We start from the raw sequence: 23,095 nt of genomic DNA, 5'->3' as shown, positions 1-23,095 counted from the left end.
CCGTCGAGGAAGTGTGGGCGCTGTGGCCGTCCGCGTCCGTCGCCGCCTCGCCACGGCCCTCGGCCTCTCGGAGAAGCTGCTCGGTGCCGATCTCCTTGGGCAGGCGGCGGCGAACTCGTCAACAACTACACGGTGTTCAGGATGCTCGCGACCGCGGCCGGGGCCCCGCAGCGGGCACTGTCGTCCGCGGCCCGGACGAGGCCGCCGCCGCGACCCGGCAGCTGCTGAACAACGCCGGGGCGGTGGTGGTCAAACCAGGAGTTGAGGGTTTGGGTGCACGGGCTGGACTGTGCAGGTGGGGGCGGAGGTTCCTGAACCCCCGGCGAACGCGGGCCGGGGTGAGCCGGAGCTGGGTATGCGCCGCGATCACGAGCCACGTCCACCGGTCTGCGGCCTCGGGAGTACGGAGTCTTGGACGGGTCCAGCCGAGCGTCTGCTTTACAAAACGGAAAGTATGTTCAAGATCGAAGCGCCTCAAGAACGCTTGCCACCGCAGGTCGACGTCTGTGCTGGTCATGCCGGTCTTGGAGGACCACAGCCAGACGGGCAGTGGGTCGCCGCCGCCGGGCAGATGGTCGACCTGGAGGCGGATCAGGGTGCCCTCGATGATGGGGAGTTCGCTGTCATGGTCGATCCACGCGCTGCGGGTGGTGAGCCGGGGCTGGATACGGTCCCAGGCCATCGCCTTCGCGGCGCCGTAGCGGTCGGTGACCTGCACCGTCTCCGCGTCAGGATCGCCCCACGTATCGGGCCTGGCGAAGCGGAACTCCTTGCCGTGCTTCGGCGGTCGCCCGCCCTGGGGATAGGACACGGCGTACTCCTTGGGCGAAGGTGCCGGCCGTCGCATGACACGGTCCGCACGCATCCGTCCCAGCACCTCGACGGGCAGGCTGTCGAGGAGGTAGGCCATGCGCGGGGCGTCGTAGCCGGCGTCGAAGACGACCAGGATGTCATCGTCACCGTCCTCCCACTGTCCTTGGCCGATCAGGTCAGTGACAACACGGCGGACCTGGGCGGCGGTGACCTCGGCGACATCGTCGTCGGGGCCGAGCCGGACCGCGTCCAGCAGTTGGCACCACGACGTCCGAGCGGTCTCCAGCGCGGCGACGAACGAGTACGGCCAGCCGGGGATGAACTGGTCCGAGGAGCGTCCCGAGCGTCCGGAGACATGACAGAACAGCCGGTCCGGGCTGCACGGCGCGTCGGGACGCAGCCACGCGGAGACATCGACGGCCAGGACCAGGCGCCCGTCGGCGGCCTTGGGCTGCGGCAGCATGGCCAGCGCCTTGCGCAGCCTGACCGCGTCGATGCGGCCCTGGTTGAGCGCGTCGTACAACGCGCCGTGCCCACGCCGGTGTTCGGCCAGCAGCGTCAGATCGACCGGCGAGGTCACCGGGCCGTCCTCGCAGAGCATCGCGTCGCACAGCTCGAACAGCGTGTCACCGCGCCGGGTCAGACATGTGTAGAGGTCCTCCCGAAAGTGGGACGTGAAGTCGAACGCCTCGTGCCGGGCATCGTGATGCAGCAGACTCACCTCTGCGGCCTTCGTATGAGTGCGGTTCTGTGACGGAACGCATGCTCATGCGGGGGCCGCCCGCCTGTCCGGCGAATGCCCAGGTGAGTGACCCTGTGCGACGCACCGTTCGAAGCCAGAGGTTAAGTAACAAGCTGAGTCGGGTCGGTCATGCCATCAGGCTCCGACCGGCTCTGGCTGACTGTCATCGGCGACACGCCCAACCCGGTGCGCGTAGGCGTCGGCCACCAGGAGGAGCCACTCCGTGTCCGCACGGAGGTCCTTGCGGGAAGCTGCCTCCGCCGACGGCAGGGCAAGCTTTTTGGCGTACCGGCCAGCCTTTGAAGCGGTCATCGCTGCCTTCACGACAGCCGCCTCGACCGTTGCAGCTCCCGCCTCTGTTACAGCGTCGAACGCATTCTGGGCCAGCTCCTGCACCATGCGGGACCGGTACGGCCGAAGGGCGAGGATGCCGTCGTTGATCTCGATCACCCTACGTTGGAGCAGGAAGTCGGAGTCGTTCGAAGCGGCCTCGTAAAGTCCGGGTCGATATTCGGCATTGCGGCGGACAGGTCTTGCCAGAGAGGACCGAGGGCTTCGAAGGATTGTGCCTCCCAGCGGCGACGTCGGGCCTGGCTGACCGGGTAGACGACAGCCGTCAGTGTGCGACCGACGCAGATCAGCAGGGCGGCGAGCGCCGGAGACGTCACGCTGAAGACGCACGGCGTAGACACGAGCGACGAACACCCCGAATGGTCGGACACCAGGTGGAAGCCCAGGCCCAGGGAGATGAGGACCGTCAGCTTGTACACCGCGTAGACGAGTGTGAAGGCGCACCCTGCTGCCGCCATGCGCAGACCTATCCGGACGCTGCTGCGGCGGGTCGACCTCGACTGGCTTACGGCCTGCACCAGGAAGTCGACGATGGCGAAACCGAGGTAGGAGATGAAAAGGAGCAGGTAGAGCGCATACACCTGCGGAGAGCGATGCGTCATCTGCTCGTACGTGAACAGCACGGTCATGCCGAGGGCGGACGTGGCGAAGAGGACGAGACGCGGGCGGACTCGCCGTTGCGCTTCCGCGGGTTCCAGGTTGAGCTGGAACGAGACGGCCAGGACCGCCGTGGCGGCGGCCAGGGAAGCGCAGTTGCTCATCAGCCGGGCGACGTGCGGCACGACGCCCTCAACGGCGTTCTCGAACAGCGGGGCGTAGGTGGCGAAGATTAGGGCGAACGAGCCAAGGAGCGCGCCCATGGCCCACGTGCCGTTCGGACGGGGCGTCCCTCGACCGAGGACCCAGTAGCCGGCAGTCGCTGTGAGTAGACAGGCCACGATGACTGCGAAGGTCGACACGGCCAGGGCGCAGGGCGCTGCCCCGGCCCGTTGGAAGCGGAAGGCCGCCCAGATCGGCTCGGGAAGCCGAGGAACCTGAGGGGTGTGCTGCCGGTCTCCAGGAAACCGATGTAGGAGGTGGCTGCGAGGAGCAGCAGCCCCTCCACCCAACGGGTAGGCGGAGCGTCCTTCGGCCGGTGTGCTGAGCGCAAAACGAGCAGGACCGGCGTCACCACCAGTACGCCCATCGCATCGCCGGTACACCAGACCGACCATGTCGGCCAGAACTGGTCGGCACTCAGCACGCCGGCGTGGGCCAGGGTCCCGCTGCCTGTCGTCGCGCTGACCAGCATCCCGGTGAACGCACCGAGAAAGATCAACGCGAGCGCATCCCGCGAGCGGTCCAATTCGAGACGGAATCCCGTGCGGCGGAGCAGTATGTACGAGCAGACGGGCGCGAGGGTGTTTCCCGACACGATCACGAGCACGGCCCAGACCGACGGCCCGAGGGAGACGTTGACCAGGAGCGCGCCGAGCGCGATCCCGGGCCAGACCCGCGGGCCGCCCAGGAGCGGGCTCGCCAGGGCGATACCGGTCGGCGGCCACAGCGGGGTGACCTGGCCGCGCACCAGTTGCTGAAGGAGCCCCACCTTGGCCGAGCCGTAGTGCAGCGCGGCGACCACTCATACGTCCAGGGCAGCCACGCCACCGCGCCGGAGCTGTTCACGCCGCGTGACAGTCATCGGGCGAGTTCCGCATCGACATCGCCCCGAGGTCCATCATCCGCCGGACTGGGTGGCTTTCGAGGCCGTTCTCGTGGTCGGGCTCAGGTAGGTGTCGTCCTCTAGTTGTGCGAATGTGCGCTGACGCTCAGGACAGTGCTGACGCACAGAACAGTCAGGTGTTCCAAAGCGTCCTGTCGAGACCATTCCACGGCTTCTTCATGGGCCGCGACGTTGCGAATGGCGAGGAATGTCGGCGACGCGTGAATCGTGGCTGAGCCACTTTTCAGTCGTCGCCGACACCGCTCCACCATGCGGCTGCTCGTCAGCGGTCTTCTTCTGCGCATGTCCTGGCATCGGAGTGACGTCACCACCTGGCGGGCGTATTGTCCGAATGTGAGTGATGGTCGGTGCTGTTGGTGTTGCATCCTGTTGCCACGGTCGTCCGGCCGTGGACGCCGGTACTGCTGCCCGGCGTACCGGCAGGCGGCCTGGCGTGCCAGGCGGCGGTGGCTGGCGGCGACGGAGGAGCGGCGGGCGATGGTGCTTGTCGGAACGGAGCTAGTCAGCCGCATACAGGCCGGGGCACAGCAGGGGAGCAGCGATCTGCCCGGGGCGCGGGTTCCCGGAGGCTGTCAATGCGCTGTTGTGGCGCAGGTGCCCGAACTGGCCGGTCGGCTAGTTCGTTCGGCGGTGCCGGCCGACCGGCGGGCCGGGGCCGGCTGGGCGCAGATCGGCGCCGGCTTGGGCATCAGCGCAGAGGGTGCTCGAAGTCGCTTCGGGCGGGTGCGGGGATCACCATCCGGAGCTTGCAGAGGCAAGTGAAAGCGTGCCCGACGCCGCGTCCACCGATTTCCCTGCGGGCTTCGGCCCGGAGGCACTGGAGTCCGTCCTGCTCCAGTTCGCGCGGGAGAGCGGCGCCAGCTTGAGCGCCATCTACTTGCTGTCGCCGGACGAGCCCGCGCTGCAGCTGGCGGTGCTGAGCGGAATCTCGTGGCGGATCGCCGTCCCGTGGGCGCGGGTGACGCTGGAGGCTGCGACCCCGGTGGCCGACGCCGTACGGGAGCGCCACCTGGTGTGGATCGGCAGCGAGGAGGAGCGGGCGCGCCGCTACCCGAAACTGGCGCTCGTCCTGCCCCACCCCTTCGCCCTGGCCGCCGCCCCGATCACGACCGGCCCGACCGTATGGGGCGGCCTGGTGCTGCACTGGCCCGCCTCGCACCCACCGACGTTGAGCTCGCACGAGCGTGATGCGATCGCCGGCGTCTGCGAGCGACTGGGCGTGATCATGCGGCAAGCCGCCAACAGCGGTCACCCCGTGGTGCCCGGGCTCGAGCCGCGAATACTGCCTCCGTCGCAGACCCGTACCGCCGGGCACCACGAGGCACAGGCCGCGGTCGGCTTCGCCGAGCGTCTTCCCGACGGCTGCTGCGCCCTGGATGTCGACGGCCGGATCACCTTCATCACCACGGCCGCGGCAGACCTCCTCGGCGTCGGTGTTTTCGACCTTCTGGGAGCGCGGCCCTGGGAGGCACTGCCGTGGCTGGACAATCACGTCGCCGAAGACCGCTACCGATCCGCAGCGCTCAGCCGCCTACCCACGTCCTTCACTACGCTGCGCCCACCGGATCACTGGCTGTCCTTCCACCTCTACCCGGATGCCACCGGCATCAGCGTGCGCATCGTCCCCAACCCGTCGGCTCATACCCCGGACCCTCCGCGGTTGGTCCACCCCGCGCCGCCCGTTGAACCGGGCCGGGCCAACGCCCTCTACAGCCTCACGCATCTTGCTGTCGCCCTCACCGAAGCCGTCCGCGTATGCGACGTGGTGAACAGGGTTGCCGACCAGGTCCTGGCCGCCTTCGGCGCGCGGGCCCTCGCCCTGATGACCGCACAGGAGGGCCGACTGCACATCATCGGCTACCGCGGCTATACCGCCGACCTCATGGACCGCTTCGACGCCACCCCCCTGACCGCCGACACCCCCGCCGCGCATGTCTTGACTACTGGCATCCCCTGCTTCTTCGCCAGCTTCGCGGAGCTGAAACGGGCCCACCCTGCCGCCGTCCTCCAGGACGGCATGGCTTCTTGGGCTTTCCTGCCGTTGATCACCTCCGGCCGCGCTGTCGGCTCCCTGGTCCTCGCCTACGACCAGCCCCATCTCTTCACCCCGCAAGAACGCGCCGTCCTCACCGCCCTCGCCGGACTGATCGCACAGGCCCTGGACCGCGCTCATCTCTACGACGCCAAACATCAGCTCGCCCGCAACCTCCAGGCCGGCCTGCTGCCCCACACCCTGCCGCGCATCCCCGGGCTCGAGGTTGCCGCCCGTTACCTCCCCGCCAGCCGCGGCATGGGCATCGGCGGCGACTTCTACGACCTCATCCGCCTCGACGAGACGACTGCCGCTGCAGCTATCGGCGACGTCCAAGGTCACAACGTGCAGGCCGCCACCCTCATGGGACAGGTCCGCACCGCCGTCCACGCCACCGCAGGCGCAGCCCCTGGCGAAGTCCTCGCCCGCACCAACCGCCTACTCACCGACCTCGACTCCGGCCTGTTCACCAGCTGCACCTACATCGTCCTCGACATGACCCACCACCACGCCTGTCTGGCCACCGCCGGCCACCCACCTCCGATCCTGCGCCACCCAGACGGCCACGTCGAAGTCCTCCACCTCCAGCCAGGTCTCCTGCTCGGCATCGACCCCGCAGCTGAATACCCCACCACCGAAGTCTCCCTGCCACCCGGCACCGTGCTCGCGCTGTACACCGACGGACTCATCGAAGCACCCGGCGTCGACATCGAGGACGCCATCCACAGCCTCGCCAACCAACTGGCTCACGCCGACACTTTGAGCATGGAGGCCATCGCCGACAGCCTGGTCGACCACGCCCGGCAATCCGCGTTCCGCAGTGACGACATCGCGTTGCTTCTCATCCACTCGCGTTGAACCGACCGGTCCATGGGATCCGGCGCATGTGCGGGCCCGTCTGGCGGGACGATGCGGGAAGCTATCCGGCCGACCGCGTTGATCGTCGATATCGCCGGCTTCCGCAAGGACGAGGACGCAACTGACGCCTGCTCCGGCGAGTGCGTACAGCGTTCCCCTGGAGGGGAGAGCCGCAGGCCCCCCTCCTGCACGATGGCGCTCTTGGTCAGCAGACTCTGACGCAACGGCTTCGGTGCCGACGCCCGGGAGCGGCGCCACCGCTGAGCCGCCCCGCAGGCTCTTCGAGAACCCTGGAGGCCGCTGCACTGATGGACACCTGACGGGCCGCCCCGCTCGACGCTTTTTCCAGCGAGACCGGTCCGACCTAGCGAGACCGGTCCGAGGCGGGCCAGACGTAGGGCAGGTCCTCGGGGACGTCCGGGAACAGGGGTGCGTAGAAGCCCGGATCCTTGCGCCGCAGCGCCGACCGATGACTTCGGTGGAACGCGGGATTGCCCAGCCACGGTGGCAGCTCGCCGTCCGCTGCAAGCCGCTCCTGCGTACGCACGCCCACATCGGCTCGGTGGGCCGTGAAGTCGGTCATCAGGGAGCCGGCGCACGTGTCCGCGCGCCCGGCCGCCGTCCACACGCAGCAGACCTCCAGGCCGTAGCGCACCAGTGCCTCCTCGTAGCCTGTCCACATGCGCACCGCCGGGTGATGCCGCCAGCCGTAGCCGGGAACCATCAGACCGCGCAGCAACTGGAGCGCCTCGACGCGCTGCTTGCCCAGGCGCCGCGGGTCGAGCGCGGCGGCAGATGCGGCGAAGTCGGGAAAGGGCAGGAACGTCTGCATGGTCATCCCTTGCGTGACGAGACGGCGCGGCGGGCGTCGGCGGAAGGGGCGTGACCCGGCGTACGAAAGCCCGGCCGTGTCGGGTGCGAAACCCGGACGGCGGCCGGGCCGCTCGGACGCGGACCGCTCACACAGCCCTGAACCGGTCCCACGCGCGATGCTTGCCCAGCAGACCGGTGAGCTGCGCCAGGGCGCCGGTGCCTGAGTCACCGACCACCACGCCCGGCGCGTCGAGGGGCACCCCGGATGCTTCGAGGAACGCCTCGCCGCCGGCCCACGCGCCGACGGCCTTGCCGTGCCGAAAGGCCTCCGACACCAGCAGTCCGACGCGGGGGTCACCGGTCGCCTGCTGCGCGGGGGCGGGGAACGCCTTGGCGTCACGGGCGCCGTACGCGTCGCCGCCCACGCCCGGTGTCCCGGCCAGCAGAATCGCGTCGAACTCGACAGACCGCGCGGTGGCGTAGGTGCGCTGGACCGTCACCATGCCCTCACCCGAGCCGAAAACGCCTCCGGCCGGGGCGACGACCAGCGGGACCATGCTCGCGTCGAGGACCGCCTCGCGCACCGCGCTCACGCCCCGCAGGTCGCCGTCCGGACCGATGACGATGCCGATGACCCGGCCGTCCGTGGGCCAGGTCCCGCCGACCTGGGAGAGGGCGGGGCTGGCCTCGACCTCGGCCAGGGGCACGGTCGGCTGGGGGGCCGGCAGTCCGAGACCGGTGGCCACTTCAGCGCACAGGTTCGGGTCGATGTTCGCCAGGACCTGTAGCGCTCGCTCCTTGACGGCCTGCTCGTAGCACTTGCCGAGCTCGAAGGTGTAGGCGGCGATGATGTGCTCGCGCTCGATCGGGCTCATGCTCAGCCAGAACCGCCGCGGCTGGCTGAAGTGGTCCGCGAACGACTCGGGCGCCTCCCGGACCTTCGCCGCCTCCGGCACGCGTACGGGCGTCTCGACGAACGCGCCGGTGTCCGCTCCCGCGAGGAAGGGACAGCCGCCATCGAGCGAATTGGGGCGGTAGGGAGCCACACCCCGGTGCACGGCCGTCTGGTGCATGCCGTCGCGCAGCATGTCGTTGACCGGGGCGTGCGGCCGGTTGATGGGTAGCTGCGGGAAGTTCGGGCCGCCCAGCCGGGTGATCTGGGTGTCCAGGTAGGAGAACAGACGCCCGGCGAGCAGGGGGTCGTCGGTGACGTCGACGCCCGGGACGAGGTGGCCGACGTGAAAGGCGACCTGCTCGGTCTCGGCGAAGAAGTTCGACGGGTTGCGCATCAGGGTCAGCAGGCCGACCGGCTGCACGGGAGCGAGTTCCTCGGGCACGAGGTTTGTCGGGTCCAGCAGGTCGATGCCCTCGAAGGTCTGGTCCGGGGTGTCGGGGAAGGTCTGGATGCCCAGCTCCCACTGCGGGTGGGCGCCGGCCTCGATGGCGTCGGCGAGGTCCCGGCGGTGGAAGTCCGGGTCGACGCCGTTGGTGATCTGCGCCTCTTCCCACACCAGGGAGTGCACGCCCAATTTGGGCTTCCAGTGGAACTTCACCAGCGTCGTGGCGCCCTCGGCGTTGACCAGGCGGAACGTGTGGACGCCGAAGCCCTCCATCATTCGGTACGAGCGCGGGATGCCCCGGTCGGACATGTTCCACAGGGTGTGGTGCGTCGCTTCGGTGTGCAGGGTGACGAAGTCCCAGAACGTGTCGTGCGCGCTCTGCGCCTGCGGGATCTCCCGGTCCGGGTGCGGCTTGCCCGCGTGGATGACGTCCGGGAACTTGATCGCGTCCTGGATGAAAAAGACCGGGATGTTGTTACCGACCAGGTCGAAGACGCCCTCGCTGGTGTAGAACTTGGTCGCGAAGCCCCGGGTGTCCCGCACGGTGTCGGACGAGCCCCGCGATCCCAGCACCGTGGAGAACCGCACGAACACCGGCGTCTCCTTGTCCTCGGAGAGGAAGGCGGCCTTGGTCACGGAGGCGGCCGTACCGTAGCTCTGGAACACGCCGTGCGCGGCCGCGCCCCGCGCGTGGACCACGCGCTCCGGGATGCGCTCGTGATCGAAGTGCATGACCTTCTCGCGCAGGTGGTGGTCCTGCAGCAGGACCGGTCCACGGGGCCCGGCCTTGAGCGAGTGGTCGGTGTCGTACAGGCGGGTGCTCTGGGCGGTCGTCAGGTAGCTGCCGGACTGAGCCATTCGGGCCTGGTCGGCGCCGGTCGGCTGGCCGGTGGGCGACACGGTGTCGGGGCCGCTCTGGTCCGGCTTCGGCGGCAGCGGGTCACGCGGCTCCGTCGGCTCCGCCACGGAGGGAGACTCCGGGCCGGGCCTGCCGGGGATGCCCTCCTCAGGCGTGGCGCCGTTGTCCTGGAGGCTGTTGGTGATCTTCCGTGCTGCTCGCTTGAGGGGGTTGGCCTCGCTCATCGGAGACGCTTCCTTCGTGTCTGGCCGGCCACGGTCGCGGTGGCCGAGTGTCGAGTGCTGTGGCAGGCGAACGCATGGGGCGAAATATGAGAAGGCGGCCTTTTGCCCGTCAATTTCTCATGGTGCGGTGAGACCCGCACCAGGGCACGCGTCGACGGAATGAACCGGCGTGCCGAAGAGAGTGCGGCCGTGGTACCCAAGGCAGCCCCGTCCATCTTGTCCGCTCCTCGCGCCCCAGCTGAGTCGGCCGCCCGCTCTGCGTACCCAGACATCGGGGGTCAAGTCATGGGCGATTCATTTCCGGCTGCGCGGCGCCGTGTGAATCGTTTCCGCGGCGGGCGCCGCGCGGCGACGGGACGCGGGCAGCGAGGACGGCGACGGTACGCCGTACCTCGTCAACGGCGTCGGCCGACTGGGCTCCAAGCGAACACGGTGGGAAGCGGAGCAGTCCGCAGGACCAAGGCCGGTCAGAGCGCCGCAGAGGCGGGATGCCGCAGAACTTCCACGGCATGACCGCCACAGAGATCCTCCCCCTCGCAGGCCCGTCCGATGATGCGCGTGAGGCGCTGGCGGCCATGAACGCTCGCCTGTGCCACCGGACCCTCTTCCGGTCCGACCGCGCCCGTTACGGTTGCGTCCAGGGAAGTGGTGTACGGGTTCGACCTGATCCGGGGGTTTGCTCCGGCGTCGGGATGAGGCCCGCATAGATGAACGGCCACCGGCTGATCTTCGAAGTGTCGAAGCCTCGAAGGAGATCAGCACGATGACCGCACCCGACAGTCTGCCCCTGCATGCCCTCGTGGAAGACAACCTCGCCGCGGCGAGTCCCGACCTGCTGCGCGCGATGGTCAAGACGTTCGCCGACGCGCTCATGTCCGCGGAGGCCGACGCCCTCTGCAACGCCGAATACGGGCAGGTCAGCGACGAACGCGTCAACCACCGCAACGGCTACCGCCCACGCGAGTGGGACACCCGCGCCGGCACCGTCGAACTCGCCGTCCCCAAGCTGCGCCAGGGCAGCTACTTCCCGCACTGGCTCCTGGAACGACGCCGACGGGCCGAACAGGCCCTCATCTCGGTGGTCGCCACCGCCTACCTGCTCGGCGTCTCCACTCGCAGAGTCGAGAAACTCGCCGAATCCCTCGGCGTCACCCAGCTGTCGAAGTCCCAGGTCAGCGCGATGGCCAAGCACCTGGACGAGCGGGTCGCCGAGTTCCGCAACCGGCCCCTGGACCAAGGCCCTTACGCGTTCGTCCGGGTGGACGCCCTGACCCAGAAGGTCCGCGAGGGCGGCCGTATCATCAACGTCCACGCGCTGATCGCGGTCGGGGTCAACGCCGACGGGCACCGCGAGATCCTCGGCATCGACGTTGCCACCGCCGAGGACGGCGCCGGCTGGCTCGCCTTCCTGCGCTCCCTGACCGCCCGCGGCCTGAAAGGTGTCCAGCTCGTCGTCTCCGACGCCCACACCGGTCTGGTCGCCGCGATCGGCGCCGTCCTGCCCGGAGCATCCTGGCAGCGATGCCGCACGCATTACGCCCGAAATTTGCTGAGCCAGGTCCCCAAGTCCGCCCAGCCGTGGGTGGCCACGCTGCTGCGGACCGTCTTCGAACAGCCCGACACCGACGCCGTCCAGGCCCAGATGCGCCACGTGCTGGACGCCCTGGAGGCCAAGTTTCCCAAGGCCGCCGCCCACTTGGTTGCCGCTCAGCACGACCTGCTGGCGTTCACCGCGTTCCCACGTGAGATCTGGCGGCAGATCTGGTCCAACAACCCACAAGAACGCCTGAACAAGGAGATCCGCCGCCGCACCGACGTGGTCGGCATCTTCCCCGACCGCACCGCCCTGATCCGCCTGGTCGGCGCGGTGCTGGCCGAGCAGAACGACGAGTGGACCGAGGCCCGCCGCTACATGGGCCGCGAGCTCCTCGCCAAGGCCCGCCTCCACCCGATCGAGTCAGAAACCGACGAGACCGAACTGCCCACCGAACTCACCGCATAGCCTCAAAACGAGATCACCGAGTGGCCGTCAATACACCACTCCAGCGGACGTGACCCCCTCTGGCTGAGCTACAGTCCGCGCGCATGGGAATCGCAGATACCAGCATCGCCGCGGCTGCAGCCGCACTCAGCGGTGTGGCCGCGTTCGCGTCAGTGCGTGACTCTGTCGGGGATCTTGGAGCGTCGAGGTCAGCTTCCCGGGGTACGCCAGGACTTCGACCGGGGTATCTTGCGCTGGTCGAGGTAATTCTGGAACGCAGTCGGTCGGCGGGGCGTGGGGGCTTCTTCGGTTGGAGGCAGTCCGCTGAGGCGCTCGATGTTGACGGCGATGGCCGTCAGGACGTGCTGGATGTGAGCCTTTCCCTGTCCGCGGTAGCGACAGCGCTGCATGCCGTATCCGTGGGCGAACTCCCGCCGCGCGGATGCGCGCATTCAGCACTCGGTGCATGTCGGCTGTCCGGCCGCCTCCCGGGCGGATCGTGGTCACCCTGCAGGGCCGGGGCCGTGCCGTCGCGCATGGTGGCGGGCTGCGCCTACTGCAGTGACGGATGGGAGGTTGTACGTACAGTCCACGGTTCCTGGTCCACGCCCACTCCGTCCATCGTCATCCCCGCCAAGAGCCCTAAGGCCCCCGAGACCACGCCCAACAGCAGACCGGCCCAGTACGGGACGGCATCCAGCAGGAACGGGACGGCGAGGAGGGCGCCAACCGCCGCGACACGCAGGTGCGAGGCGTGCACCTTCGGGAAGTACCGCGACGGCCGGGGAAGCGGCGCGACGGCGAGCCTGGGGTCGGTCTCGCACAATGGTGCGGCACCGTCGCGCAGATAGTACGCGTAGTCATCCTGCTGCATCTCGCCCCAGACCACGTGACCGGAGTCGGAGGCGAAGGCGGCGGGGACCTTGAGGTCCTTGTTCGTGCCCGCGATGTCACGCCACCGGGCAGGCCAGCACAACCAGCCGCCGTGGCCGACGAGTTGGGAAGCGGCATAGGTGAGGTGCTTGTCACCGACCTTGTCGCTTTGGGCGGCCTTCATGGCCCGGAGCCGGATAGTCCGTTGCTCGCCGCTGTCGCTCTCGTGAACCAACTCGACGCCGTAAGTGGTGGAGGCGGCGATCCTGCCGGCACCCTGCCCCGTCGGGTATCGGTACATCTCCAGCACTGGGGTACCGAACCGGACGCGGATAGCGTGGACGCTGCCCGCGGCGGCGTCCTCCTTGAGCATGCGTTGCGATCGACCGAGGTTGCTCTGGAGCAGCGCGAGATTGCACAGGGACAGCACGGCGCCGACGATGAAGGTGAGCAGGCAGTACAGGGCACCGAGCTGTGAACCCCGGCCGCCGTAGGCGCTGTTGGCCGCCGCGAACGGTGCCCAGACGGTGAGGTAGGCCGCGGCGACGAGCCCCCAGTCACGGCGCACCGCTCCCAGCTTGCCAGGGACCTTCTCCCGGGGAGGAGCGGTCGATGGCAGTAGCTTAACGGGGGGTGCTGACCGAGAGGCCATCAGCCAGCCCACGACGAACACCGCCGCCAGGGCCAGCGGCACGAGAACGTCCAGGCGAGGGCCGTCAGCTTCGTACCGGATCGAGGCCGCGCCCCATGCGGCGGCTGCCGACAACAAAGCCGCCGCGCCCAGAGTCCTGGCGAGTGGTGTGGAAAGGTGCTGCATGCGGTCTCCCCCCGACCTGAAACGCAGATCTTGTGGCGGCATGGAGATTACGCGCTGTTGATCAGCTGCCGGAAGGGTCGTGGACAGCCGTCGCTGCGCCGCGGAAGGTCTTCTCCCCATCCCTGAAGCCCTGGCAACCGCTCTGGCGCTGACAGTTACTGGGGGACGCTGTTCCTTTGGGGGCAGTTCCCTACTGAGGGAAGGGGTGAGAATGCTGGGCGGGTCAGTCGTTGAACGTGGTGGCGACGGCATCTCCGAGCTGACCTCGACGCTCCAAGATCCCCGACAGAGTCACGTACTCATGGCGGTCGTCACGGGAAGCCAACGCGACGGCTGGGTCTGTCGCGCAGATCGAGCGGGACCGCTGGCACAACGCCCTGACCCCCCAGCTTCGGATACGCCATCAGGCCGACCGCCTTGAGGTACGTTTCGAGGGCCCCACAGCACTGGGACGTCTTCAGGTGCAACTGCAGGTGCGAGACGACCGCGACCGCGGGAACGACCCCGAACTAGCCGGCAGCACCACCCGAGAGATGCGGGCACAAGTGATCTGGGGCCCAACGCGCTTCCGGCCGCGAATCGACGGAGCGGACGACTTGGGGCGCGCAGTCAGTCCGGTCTTCGTGGAACCCGGCGACATGGCCCTGTTCTCCACCGACCCCTCGGTGCGGCCGGACTGCTACGAGGACGCCGAGGGAGAACAACGCTGGCGGCAGCAGTACCGGGGCGCGCGCATTCGCCTATGGGCCACCTGCACGGCGGAAGGCCACAAGCCCTGGCGCCTCAGTTTTGAGGTTCCCCCTGGTGGCCACTGGGCCAGGACCGGTCCCGTCGCGCAAGCGTGACGAGCACAACACGACGCCAACGGCGCGGACTCTCAACCTCAAGGCGTCGCTGGACGCGCTGGACGAAACGGAGCTCCGCCTCGTCCAGCAGGCGATCGGAGAAGCGGCCACCGGCGAGGAATGTTGACGCTCTGGGCGCAGACGACGCTGGATACCGGGGTGGCAACGGGCGTGATCTGCGCGTTATCCACCTCGTAGCCGGGCGGCCTGCTGGGCTGTCCGGCGGGCCACGGCCGGGTCGACGGCGGTGAACGGCCGCACCTGAAGGTGCCCGTCGGCGCCCGGGCCAGGCCCGCCCGGCGGCAGGAGTTCCAGCTCCTGGGCGACACCGTTGACCCACCGGCCGCCCGGCCCGGGGCCGCCCTGCAGCTGGCCCACGACAGGCTCAGTGGCGAGGTAGGCCACCGGGCGCCGGGCCTGCTTGTACGCACGCAGGATCGTCCGGAGCGCGGCCGCGGGCTTGGCTGTGAGCTCGACCTCGAACGCGGCGAGGCGGCCGCCGGGCAGCACCACGACGAGGTCGGGCCAGTGCACGGCACGGGCCCCGACGGGCACAGCGAGTATTTCCCCGCGCCGGACGCCGACCGGGACCTGGTGCACGCCAAGGTCCGCCAGGAGCTCCGCCGCGCGGCCTGGTACGGCTTCGGCGGCGTGCACCTCCCGCTCGGAGAGCACAGTGCGCCCTTCGCTCTCCAGCCGGATACCGACATCCGCGACGGCCAGGCGGTGCAGCAGCCCGGCCTCGACCATCAGCCGCACCCGCCGCCGGGCGGCCTCGATCCGTCCGCCCCAACAGGCGTAGGCGGCCTGGTGGAGCGTCAGCGTGCTGTACCGGGTGGCCAGCCGCAGCAGCTGCTCGTCCTCCTCGGTGCGCTGCCAGCCGTCGCCGCGGGCCTCGCCCGTTCCTCGCGTCCGCCGTCGGCGCTCCGCTCGCTCCCGGTAGACCCCCGTCGCCCTGCTCTCCGCTGCCTGTCCTTCTCCCTCTGGTTGGCGCGCGGCCGCGTACATCACCGCGGCGCGGAAGGGAGCGTGACCTGCGAAGCGGACACCGTCCGGAACGGGAGTCGTCCGCCGCAGGGCGGAGGACCCGGCGGAGAACGCGGCGGCGCAGCGAGCAGGATCTACGGCGCGGGGTCGTCTCGGTGTGGGGACGCTGGCTGCCGTTGGGCGCACGAGGGAGGGGTGATGGGGTACACCGCCGTACACCCGGTCTGGGGTCGACTGGACGCGTCGATGGACGACCTCGGGTGTGACCGCGCTTGGACGGACGTCCACCGGGTCAAAGGACTGCGGCTGGCATGCCCGGAGTGCGGCGGTCGGGTCTTCGCCCGGGCCTCCCAGCACGTCGTCCGGCACTTCTACCACCAGGTGCGGCCCCCGGACTGCGAGCTGGCGAACGAATCACCGGAGCACCACCTCCTGAAGCTGGAGCTGGTCGTGGCTGCTCGGGCGGCGGGATGGCGAGCGGAGCTGGAGGTGAGCAGCGAGGTCCGGAACTGGCGGGCCGACGTGATGGTCTTCGACGAGCACGACCGCCCTTTCATGGCTCTGGAGGCGCAGTTGTCGCCCATGACGCAGGATGAGGCGCGTATGCGTACGGACCGTTACGCGCGGGACGGAGTGGCGGTGTGCTGGGTCGCCCTGCAGGACCGGCCTTGGGAGCGGGTCGTTCCCTCGCTGAGGGTGCGCTCTCCGCGCCGGCGGGGCGAGACCTGGACGGTGTGGCATGGGATGGCGCGCTATGACTGGGCGCCACGCACGCTGAAGGCGAAAGCAAAGTGGGTGCACATCACCTGCCCGCTCGGCGACGCGATCAGGTGGATCCTCGACGGGCGGGTGCACGCCCACACCGGCGCGAATGGCACGGTGTGGTGGACGGCGCCCGCGTACGAGGACCTGGTTTTGGCACGCGCCCAGATGGAGGCCGAAGCCGAAGCCGTCAGACGGGTGGCTGCCGCCGAGCGCCGTCGCCAGGAGGCCGAGCAGCGAGCCGCGGCCGCCGAGCAACACCGCCAAGACGCCGAGCGGCGGGCGCTGGAATGGCAGGCGGAGTTGCTGGAGTGGCAGGCGGAGTTGCAGCGGCTGGCGGGCTTTTTCCAGCGCACGGGCCTTGACGCCACGGTGTGGGAGGCGTTCACGCAGATGGTCCGCTCCGCCTCGGGCAAAGCGATCATGTATGGAGATCAGAGCCCCGCTCACGGTAACGGGCTGCTCGTCTACGCCCGGCCGCGATGGACAGGCGACGGGTTCACGCTGGCTGGTGTGGTCTGCCCCGATCTCGAAGCGCTCATCGAGTGGCCGGCGGAGCTGACGATCCTGGTCCCGAACCAGACGTGGCTCTCGCGCATCCAGGCCGCCGCCCGGTCTCCGCTGAAGGTCGCGGTGCTGAACCCCGTCACCGGACGCAGCACCTTCATACGCGTCACCGCTCCGGATGTTGTCCCTGTTAGACCCAACGGGCCTGATAGGGGATGACGTGTGACGGCGCCCACCCCGTTCCGCTGTGGGGTGAGCGCCGAAAGTCAGGCTGTCTTGAGAGTGGCGACGTGGCGGGCGCGTTCTTCGAGTTCCCGTACTCCGGCGACGCGGCGGTAGGCGGGGAGCGCCTTGAGCATCGTCTTCAGGTGCTCGTCTCCTCGGGCAGAGGAGATCGTGACGTGCTCGTCCAGGAAGGTTCCCCAGGTCTGGCAGGCGGCTTCGATGTGCCGCATGCGGAACTGGCGTTCGGCGGTCACGCCGAGGCAGTGCAGGCGGCCTTGGCGTTCCAGCGGGGAGCGGGCGGTGTTCGAGCGGCGCAGGGAGGCGATGGAGCCGTCCTTGTCGCCGAGGTGCCAGCGCACGTGTGCCTCGTGGAAGAAGTAGGCGGCCTGGTCGTATCCGCCTACGGCATCGCGTCGGTCGTCGGCGCGGGACAGCGCGCTCTCCGCCTCACGGAGCCGGGCCAGGGCGGTGTTCCGGGCGTTGGTCATCGCAGCGGCGGCGGCCTGCTGGCCGCACAGGAAGGCGACTAGGCGCGGGCCGGCGGAGGGCGCCGCCTCGGCGGCGGCGTCGGCGAGTTCCAGGCCCTTCTTGCCGTGGCCTAGGTGCGTCGCCTGCAGGCTCATGCCGCGCAGGGTGCGGCAGTAGGTGACGTGGTCCTCGGCAGCGCCCGCGAGCTCGAGGGCGCGCAGGTAGTACGTCTGGCCCAGGCCCTGCTGGTCTTCGTACATGGCCATCCAGCCCGTGAGGTACACGAAGTCCGCGACAGCGGCCCGCATGTCGCGTTGCACCTCGTCCGTGCCGCTCGCGCGCAGGTAGGGGCCGGCGGTGTTGACGAGGAAGGCGGCGGCCATCGGGCGGGCGTGGCCTGCCCCGACCTGGTCCAGGATGTCGGCGACCTTGTCGGTCATGGTGCGGACGGTCTCGACGTCGGAGCGGCCGATGTGCACCGTCCGCCCGGCCGTTGCCGACTCCAACCGCCCCGCCACGTCCTCGTATCGGGGCACGGCCAGCGCCGCGGCGTACATCCCGGTCTTCAGCACTCCCCGGCGTGTGGGATCCATGTCTGCCCGGCTCAGGTCGATCACTCCTGCCACGAAGTCGCGCTCTCCGGCCGGCTTTTCCTCGGTCTCCCAGCCGACCTCCGCGCACGTTACGGGCCGTCCGAGCAGCCGTGAGAGCGCCTCGGTGACGGCGGGCCTTGCCTCGAGTTTTGGAACGGATCCGGCGAGCCAGTGGGACACGCTCGTCTTGTCGTAGTGCATGCGGAGCCCCAGTTCGCGGCCGGCGGCGTTCACCCGGCGTGCGAGCTGTGCGTTTCCGATTCCTCCTGACTGCATCAGGGCCGCAAGGGCTGCATTCGGTGTTCGCGGTCGACGTGCCATCGATGACCCCCGGGTGCGTTCAACCAGTTCAACCGTGCCTCCACTCTGCTCCCTTACCCGGTGTCGCGTAGGGGAGTTGAGTGATTACCGGCCGTTCGGTGATCGCACCCGTACGACCGTCGACTGCTTGGTCCGCCCCTCCGACCCCCGAGGGGGGCGGACCGGGCGCCCAGGACGACGAAGAGGCCCACCACGATGACCAGGACGCCTGATACCCGGGAGAACATCACCGTCGCTGCTTCTGCCAGCGCCGCTGTGCTGTACGTGTGCGCTGAGCGAAGCAAGCTCACTCCCACGCTCGCAGCCGACCGTGCCGAGGCCGAGGGGCGCGACTTCGCCGAGGCGCGCGGGCTGACGATCACAGAAGTGGTCACGGACCCGTACGGCGATCCCGACCCTTGCCACCGTGACGGATGGCTGCGGGTGCGGGAGCTGGCGGAGTCCGGCGCGGTCCGAGTGGTGATCGTCCGGTGGCCCGCGTGTATCGCTCCGGAGCCCTCCCACGAGCTGAGGCACCGCGAGATTCGCTGGCTGCAGGATCACTGCGTACAGGTGCGGTACTCCTGGGAGCCGCTGGCCACGGGCGGCGGTGAGGCCAAGTGAGCACCAAGCGCAGCCTGCTGCATCGCGATCACCCGTGGATCGGCCGGGACGTCGAGGACACCGCGACCGGCCGTCGGGGGGTCCTGCGGGCCATCGCCCCGGACGGCGACCGGCCACGCCCGGTGGCATGGCTGCTGCCGGCGGGCGGCGGGATGGAGTGGACCACGGACCCGGGCGCGCTAGCCAACCCCGCGCCCCTCACGGCGGACATGCACCCCAAGGAGGAGCGGTGAGCGACGCCCACGCTCGTCCGTCGCGTCCGGGCCGCGCCGTGCTCGTCCTGGCCGCTTTGGGACTGATTCCGCCCGCCATGGTGCCGGCTCCCCGGGCAACGGCCGCCCCGCTTGCGGTCTCGATGGCGGATGCCGCGCCTGAGACCAGCCCAGCGCTGCAGGGCGGCGAACTGACCGAACGCGTCGAGCAGCACCCCGACCGATACGGCGAACGCCCGCACCTCGTACGGCGGGCTCCCTGACCATCTCTCCCCAAGCCGCCCGATGCCCTGTCCCCGTGGGCTCGGGTGCACGGGAGCTCCCGGCAGGTGGGCCGCTCCTCAACTGGCCAGCCGGGGGCTCCTCCCCAGCCACCATGCGCCCACCCGCCCGGGGCACCGGGCGGGATTCATCCACTGCCGTTGGAGGCGTACGTGAGCACCACAGCCGTGAGCACATCGCCCGGTCCCGTTCCCCCCGTCCCGGACGCCGACGAGGTGTTCGCCTTCGCCGCCCGGGAGATCGCTGCCGCTGCCGCCGGCCTGTGGCCGCGCGCCGACGTCGACCTCGGCGACCACGTCCCGAGCGTCACCGGCTACGTGCGCCGGATCCGCGTGGACGGGCGCACCCTGTACGCCAAGTACGCCTTCCTCGGGGTGTCGCTGGTCTCGCTCCTGCGGGGCGCCTGCGGGCCCTGGCCGGATGTCCGGGCGGCGCAGCAGGCGTACGTGCAGCGTCCCGGCGCGCTGATGGATCGGGAGGCCGCGCAGCTGCGGCTCCTGGCCCAGCTGGACTCGCCCCGGGTCTGTCCCGTGGCCGGCCTGGCGCGAGGGGTGCTGTTCACCGAGTCGGTGACCGGCCCGACCCTGGCCGACCTGCTCCTGCAGCGTCCGCACGATGCGGCCGATCTCCTCGAGGGCTTGTTCGGTGAGCTGCGGCGGCTTCACCGCCCGTCGGCGGCCCGGCTACTGGGCCCGGCCCGGGGCATCGGGGAGCACAGCATCCGGGGGACCTTCCAGCGCAAGTTCAACGGACTGAGCGGCCCGACGTATGTGGAACGGCTCGGGGCCGAACGGTGCGCGCCCGGCGATCGCGCCCTGGTCGTCGGGCTGCTGCGCGACGTCGTGGTCCGGCTGCACCGGCTCCAGGCCACGGGGCTGCCCCAGCAGGCGAGCCGGCGGGTGCTGGCGTACGGGGACCTCAAGCCTGAGCACGTGGTGTTCCCTGAAGGAACATCCGGTCAGCCGGTGTTCATCGACCCCGGCCTGCTGCTCGCCCCGCCCACGGTGGATGCCGCGAAGCTGATCAGCCGAACCGTGCTGCTGCTGGCCGCTGCCCGGCCCGGCGCCGGGACGGGCCAGCAGGCCATGCGCGGGGTCGGCGCCTTCGCCGCGGCGCGGGCGGACGTCCTACCCGCCCGGGTCCGCCGCTCCTGGCTGCGGGAGCTGCTGGTGCTGTGGCTGATGGACAGCGTCAACATCCTGACCACGTACCTGTCCGCGCCCGGCGTACTGCCGATGCCCGGTCGGGGCAGCGCTCTCATCGGCCGGGCCGTCGACCTGTGCCGGATGGCCGATCAGCTCAGCTCGGAGCTGGCGGCCGGCGCCGATACGCGCGCCGTGTGGGAGAGCGCGCTCGGCCTGGCTCAGGCGGTCGCCGCGTGATGCCGGGGCCGGTGGGCTCGGTCGGTGTCGTCGGTGCCGGCGCCGTCGGCCAGACCGTCGCGGCCACGCTGGTGGCCTCCGGCATCTGCCCTCGCCTGCTCGTCGTCTCCCGCACCGTCGAGCAGGCGAGGGCGCTGGCCGCTGACCTCGACGACATGCGCCAGACCACCGGATCGCCCGTGCAGCCCGAAGCCCGCCGGGTGGCGGACCTGATCGGCTGCCACGCCGTGGTCGTCGCCGTGCGGGCCGCGTTCACCAACACCCGTGCCGCCGACGTACGGATGGGCGGCGCGTTGACCAACGCTCCCGTGATCCGTGCTCTGGCCACGACACTGCGCGGCTACCAGGGGACCGTGCTCGTGGTCACCAACCCGGTCGACCTGATGACCCGGCTGTTCGCCGAGACCTCCGGCTGCCCGCGCGTGTACGGAATCGGCTCGAACCTCGACTCCGCCCGCTACCGGCTCACCCTGGCCCACCTGCTCGACGTGCCCGCAACCACCGTGCACGGCCACGTCATCGGCGAACACGGGGACGGTGCGGTGGTGTGCGCCTCGTCGACCACCGTCAACGGCACGCCCGCCGCCGTCCCCCTTGCGGAGGTACGCGCGGAACTGCGTACCCGCCCCGGCCAGATCAGCGCGGGCGTCGGCCGCACCCGCTCCGGACCCGCCGGCGCGGTGCTGTCCACTCTGCGCAAGGCCCTCGGCCTGGTCGACGGCACCGAGGAACTGACTGCCGAACACCGCGGCGACTGGCTCGGAATTCCGTTGCGCTTCACCGCCGGCCAGCCCGTAGCGTGCCTGCCCGCCCTCAACGCGGACGAAGACGCGCAACTGGCCGCGACCGCCACCAAACTCCGTGACGCCTACCAGGCGTTACGGCCGTCCGGACCCACACCCAACTCCCAGGAGACGACGTGAGCACCCCTACCGCCACCCGGCTGCAGGCCGCCGACGCGGACGTAACCGTCCTGAGCAACACCGCCTTCGTCACCGACTGGTCCCGCCGGTACTTCGGGCCGTGGTGGAACGCGTTCGAGGTCCCCACGAGCAGCGTCTGCGCCGGGCCCCTGGTCACCGCCGACGTCGACGAGAAGGCATACGCCGACCTGGCCGCGCTGCTGGCGTCCGTGCCGCACAGCGAGGCCACCTACGCCAAGGCCCGGCTGCTCCTCGCCCGCGACAGCACGGGCACCATCACCGCCGTCTCGCCCGACGAGCAGCTCGCCTACCGCTCCGAACAGTTGGGCGGCCACGTCACCATCTCCGGCCACGCCCCGCAGCCCGTGGCGCTGGCCGCGTCCCGGATCGCCCGGGAGATGATCCGCGCGGCCCTGCTGCGGGACGGATGGACGCTCCTGCACGCCTCCGCCGTCGTCCGCGACGGCCGGGCCCTGCTCGCCTTTGGCGACAAGGGCGCAGGGAAGACGACCACGGCTCTGCTGGTGGCCTCCCGTTGTGCCCAGCTCCTCGCCAACGACCGGGTGTTCATCAAGCGCATCGGCGCCGACCTGCGCGTGTTGCCCTGGCCGTCTGCAGCGGCCATCGGGCTGGGCCTGCTGGACGCCCTCGGCCTGTACGACGTCGTCCGCGACCGGCTCCAGGCCGGCGAACACCTCCACCCCACCCAGCACCAGGACGTCACCGACGCCCTGCTCGCCGGGCGGCGCGAGCCGCTGTGGGAGCCCGGCGGCAAGCGAGAGCGCAAGGTCCAGGTCTTCCCCGACCAGTTCGCCAGCTGGTTCGGCATGGAGCTGGCCACCGGCGGCCGCGCCGCCGCGCTGCTGTTCCCCCGCATCGACCCGGCCGCCGTCCCGGCCCTGGTCGACGGCGAACGGACCCTCGGTGAGGACGACTTCATGAGCGGGGCCACCGAGGACCGTTACCCGGACCACTTCGGCCTCGCCCACGGCATCGACGGCGGTGGCAGCGACCTGGCCCGGGCCACCGTCGCCGAACACCTGGCCGCCCTTCCGCACCACCAGGTGGTCCTCGGTCACGACGTGGGCGCCAATGCCGACTTCCTCGCCAAACTCTCCGACAGTCCCTGACACACCGTCGTAGAGCCCCGGTCAGCTGCGCCTCGCTGCAGCCGACCGGGGCTCCGTCATACCTGCTCACATCGCGTTGGGTCCATTGGACCTAACAGGGCTACCGGCCGCTCCTGGACGGCCCTCCACGGCCCTGGGAGGGCGGCTGACGGTGTGCGGCGGCTGACTCCTGAGCCCGGGCCCGGGACTGCTCGGCGGCCGCGCGCTTGTGCACGACGATGTGCGAGCGGCGGGCCTTGGTCTCGATGTCGTGCAGCTCGGGTTACTTCTTGGCGATGGTCTTCCGCAGGGCCTGCTCGGCCTGGCCGGCCGCCACGGTCTTCATGCTCTTGGCGGCCGCCTCGGTGTACTGGGTGGCCTCGCCCTTCCTCTGGATCACCTTGCGGACCGGCTATGGATGCCTGCGACGTGCAGGGCTGCCAGGCCTTC

19 protein-coding genes and 1 pseudogene are annotated in these 23,095 nt (G+C 70.1%); 10 read left to right on the top strand and 10 right to left on the bottom strand.

The genetic code is table 11. The features are described 5' to 3' along the window. Positions 1–256: 256 nt before the first annotated feature. From GTY58_RS01935 to GTY58_RS40135, 4 genes and pseudogenes are all read right to left on the bottom strand, one after another. Positions 257–1,534, bottom strand: a pseudogene (locus GTY58_RS01935) (NF041680 family putative transposase); the annotation flags it as partial. Positions 1,535–1,690: 156 nt separating this feature from the next. Next, positions 1,691–2,020, bottom strand: a complete 330-nt coding sequence (locus tag GTY58_RS39325; RefSeq protein ID WP_338059014.1) for a DUF6545 domain-containing protein — start codon at positions 2,018–2,020, stop codon at positions 1,691–1,693. Beyond that, on the bottom strand, positions 2,002–2,844 hold the full coding sequence (locus GTY58_RS40140) for an MAB_1171c family putative transporter (RefSeq protein ID WP_308699022.1): 843 nt from the start codon (positions 2,842–2,844) through the stop codon (positions 2,002–2,004). The genes GTY58_RS39325 and GTY58_RS40140 overlap by 19 nt, the downstream gene beginning before the upstream one ends. Further along, positions 2,736–3,527 (bottom strand): MASE1 domain-containing protein, encoded by a 792-nt coding sequence (locus GTY58_RS40135; RefSeq protein ID WP_052082487.1) that lies wholly within the window; start codon positions 3,525–3,527, stop codon positions 2,736–2,738. Before GTY58_RS40135 ends, GTY58_RS40140 begins: the two co-directional genes overlap by 109 nt. A gap of 868 nt (positions 3,528–4,395) precedes the next feature. Here GTY58_RS40135 and GTY58_RS01925 point away from each other — a divergent pair. After that, positions 4,396–6,519: a SpoIIE family protein phosphatase gene (locus GTY58_RS01925; protein ID WP_010981786.1), complete on the top strand. Its 2,124-nt coding sequence runs from the start codon at positions 4,396–4,398 to the stop codon at positions 6,517–6,519. A gap of 364 nt (positions 6,520–6,883) precedes the next feature. Here GTY58_RS01925 and GTY58_RS01920 read toward each other — a convergent pair whose 3' ends face one another. Next, positions 6,884–7,351 carry an MSMEG_6728 family protein gene (locus GTY58_RS01920; RefSeq protein WP_010981785.1) on the bottom strand — a complete coding sequence of 156 codons (468 nt, stop codon included), beginning with the start codon at positions 7,349–7,351 and terminating at the stop codon, positions 6,884–6,886. 127 nt (positions 7,352–7,478) lie between these two features. Continuing rightward, the gene (locus GTY58_RS01915) at positions 7,479–9,755 is read right to left on the bottom strand and encodes a catalase (protein WP_010981784.1); all 2,277 of its coding nucleotides are present in this window, start codon (positions 9,753–9,755) and stop codon (positions 7,479–7,481) included. Between the two features lie 763 nt (positions 9,756–10,518). Here GTY58_RS01915 and GTY58_RS01910 point away from each other — a divergent pair. After that, a complete protein-coding gene (locus GTY58_RS01910; protein WP_010981783.1) occupies positions 10,519–11,757 on the top strand; it encodes an IS256 family transposase in 1,239 nt (412 codons plus the stop codon). Positions 11,758–11,945: 188 nt separating this feature from the next. Here the strand turns inward: GTY58_RS01910 and GTY58_RS01905 are convergent, their stop codons facing one another. Together GTY58_RS01905 and GTY58_RS01900 are read right to left on the bottom strand one after the other, a co-directional pair. Then, positions 11,946–12,146 carry a transposase gene (locus GTY58_RS01905; RefSeq protein ID WP_237529037.1) on the bottom strand — a complete coding sequence of 67 codons (201 nt, stop codon included), beginning with the start codon at positions 12,144–12,146 and terminating at the stop codon, positions 11,946–11,948. Positions 12,147–12,289: 143 nt separating this feature from the next. Beyond that, on the bottom strand, positions 12,290–13,426 hold the full coding sequence (locus GTY58_RS01900; RefSeq protein ID WP_010981782.1) for a hypothetical protein: 1,137 nt from the start codon (positions 13,424–13,426) through the stop codon (positions 12,290–12,292). 596 nt (positions 13,427–14,022) lie between these two features. Between GTY58_RS01900 and GTY58_RS01895 the strand changes: the two genes are divergently transcribed. Next, the gene (locus GTY58_RS01895) at positions 14,023–14,271 is read left to right on the top strand and encodes a hypothetical protein (protein WP_137951535.1); all 249 of its coding nucleotides are present in this window, start codon (positions 14,023–14,025) and stop codon (positions 14,269–14,271) included. A gap of 183 nt (positions 14,272–14,454) precedes the next feature. Here GTY58_RS01895 and GTY58_RS01890 read toward each other — a convergent pair whose 3' ends face one another. Further along, positions 14,455–15,279 (bottom strand): hypothetical protein, encoded by an 825-nt coding sequence (locus tag GTY58_RS01890; RefSeq protein WP_010981781.1) that lies wholly within the window; start codon positions 15,277–15,279, stop codon positions 14,455–14,457. A 177-nt stretch (positions 15,280–15,456) separates the two neighbouring features. On the opposite strand from GTY58_RS01890, the gene GTY58_RS01885 reads away from it, so the two are divergent. Then, complete coding sequence (locus GTY58_RS01885) at positions 15,457–16,746, top strand: competence protein CoiA family protein (protein ID WP_010981780.1); 1,290 nt, start codon at positions 15,457–15,459, stop codon at positions 16,744–16,746. A 47-nt stretch (positions 16,747–16,793) separates the two neighbouring features. Here GTY58_RS01885 and GTY58_RS01880 read toward each other — a convergent pair whose 3' ends face one another. Continuing rightward, on the bottom strand, positions 16,794–18,134 hold the full coding sequence (locus GTY58_RS01880; RefSeq protein WP_010981779.1) for a hypothetical protein: 1,341 nt from the start codon (positions 18,132–18,134) through the stop codon (positions 16,794–16,796). A gap of 195 nt (positions 18,135–18,329) precedes the next feature. On the opposite strand from GTY58_RS01880, the gene GTY58_RS01875 reads away from it, so the two are divergent. The 6 genes from GTY58_RS01875 (at position 18,330) to GTY58_RS01850 (ending at position 22,666) form a co-directional block, all read left to right on the top strand. Next, complete coding sequence (locus GTY58_RS01875) at positions 18,330–18,737, top strand: hypothetical protein (RefSeq protein ID WP_010981778.1); 408 nt, start codon at positions 18,330–18,332, stop codon at positions 18,735–18,737. Next, positions 18,734–18,970: a hypothetical protein gene (locus GTY58_RS01870; protein WP_010981777.1), complete on the top strand. Its 237-nt coding sequence runs from the start codon at positions 18,734–18,736 to the stop codon at positions 18,968–18,970. Before GTY58_RS01875 ends, GTY58_RS01870 begins: the two co-directional genes overlap by 4 nt. Further along, a complete protein-coding gene (locus GTY58_RS01865; protein WP_037652588.1) occupies positions 18,967–19,212 on the top strand; it encodes a hypothetical protein in 246 nt (81 codons plus the stop codon). Before GTY58_RS01870 ends, GTY58_RS01865 begins: the two co-directional genes overlap by 4 nt. Positions 19,213–19,383: 171 nt before the next feature. Beyond that, the gene (locus GTY58_RS01860) at positions 19,384–20,613 is read left to right on the top strand and encodes a phosphotransferase (protein WP_107083111.1); all 1,230 of its coding nucleotides are present in this window, start codon (positions 19,384–19,386) and stop codon (positions 20,611–20,613) included. Beyond that, positions 20,613–21,536, top strand: a complete 924-nt coding sequence (locus GTY58_RS01855) for an NAD(P)-binding domain-containing protein (protein WP_037652606.1) — start codon at positions 20,613–20,615, stop codon at positions 21,534–21,536. The genes GTY58_RS01860 and GTY58_RS01855 overlap by 1 nt, the downstream gene beginning before the upstream one ends. Then, on the top strand, positions 21,533–22,666 hold the full coding sequence (locus GTY58_RS01850) for a hypothetical protein (protein WP_010981774.1): 1,134 nt from the start codon (positions 21,533–21,535) through the stop codon (positions 22,664–22,666). Before GTY58_RS01855 ends, GTY58_RS01850 begins: the two co-directional genes overlap by 4 nt. Positions 22,667–23,095: the final 429 nt, after the last annotated feature.

The organism is Streptomyces sp. SID5469 (assembly GCF_009862865.1).
Classification (GTDB): Bacteria; Actinomycetota; Actinomycetes; order Streptomycetales; family Streptomycetaceae; genus Streptomyces; species Streptomyces avermitilis.
Note: the sequence above shows the minus strand (reverse complement) of the source record. Positions and strands in the feature narration are given on the sequence as shown.

Coding starts and splice junctions, on each gene's coding strand:
- GTY58_RS01890 (WP_010981781.1), bottom strand. CDS start 15,279: ATGTACGCGGCCGCGCGCCAACCAGAGGGAGAAGGACAGGCAGCGGAG.
- GTY58_RS01920 (WP_010981785.1), bottom strand. CDS start 7,351: ATGCAGACGTTCCTGCCCTTTCCCGACTTCGCCGCATCTGCCGCCGCG.
- GTY58_RS01875 (WP_010981778.1), top strand. CDS start 18,330: ATGACCAGGACGCCTGATACCCGGGAGAACATCACCGTCGCTGCTTCT.
- GTY58_RS01855 (WP_037652606.1), top strand. CDS start 20,613: ATGCCGGGGCCGGTGGGCTCGGTCGGTGTCGTCGGTGCCGGCGCCGTC.
- GTY58_RS01915 (WP_010981784.1), bottom strand. CDS start 9,755: ATGAGCGAGGCCAACCCCCTCAAGCGAGCAGCACGGAAGATCACCAAC.
- GTY58_RS01885 (WP_010981780.1), top strand. CDS start 15,457: ATGGGGTACACCGCCGTACACCCGGTCTGGGGTCGACTGGACGCGTCG.
- GTY58_RS01900 (WP_010981782.1), bottom strand. CDS start 13,426: ATGCAGCACCTTTCCACACCACTCGCCAGGACTCTGGGCGCGGCGGCT.
- GTY58_RS01905 (WP_237529037.1), bottom strand. CDS start 12,146: ATGCAGCGCTGTCGCTACCGCGGACAGGGAAAGGCTCACATCCAGCAC.
- GTY58_RS01910 (WP_010981783.1), top strand. CDS start 10,519: ATGACCGCACCCGACAGTCTGCCCCTGCATGCCCTCGTGGAAGACAAC.
- GTY58_RS01880 (WP_010981779.1), bottom strand. CDS start 18,134: ATGGCACGTCGACCGCGAACACCGAATGCAGCCCTTGCGGCCCTGATG.